1 tRNA gene is annotated in these 268 nt (G+C 48.1%); it reads left to right on the top strand.

The annotated features are described in order from the left end of the window. Positions 1-56 precede the first annotated feature (56 nt). A tRNA-Glu gene (locus INF73_RS21735) sits at positions 57-132 on the top strand. Positions 133-268: the final 136 nt, after the last annotated feature.

A 268-nucleotide genomic window follows, 5' to 3' on the forward strand; every position in this document is an offset into this window, starting at 1 on the left:
CACAGATTGTCTGATGAAAAGTAAGCAGCAAGGCGTCTTGCGATTGAGACTTCAGTGTCCCCTTCGTCTAGAGGCCCAGGACACCGCCCTTTCACGGCGGTAACAGGGGTTCGAATCCCCTAGGGGACGCCACTTGCTGGTTCGTGAGTGAAAGTCACCTGCCGTCATATCTCAAAACTGACTTGCGAGTCATGTTTGAGATATTTGCTCTTTAAAAATCTGGATCAAGCTGAAAATTGAAACGACACATCTTTAAGGTGTGTTCGAG

Origin of the sequence: Enterobacter cloacae complex sp. P6RS (assembly GCF_014982245.1) — a bacterium.
Lineage (GTDB): Bacteria > Pseudomonadota > Gammaproteobacteria > Enterobacterales > Enterobacteriaceae > Enterobacter > Enterobacter bugandensis.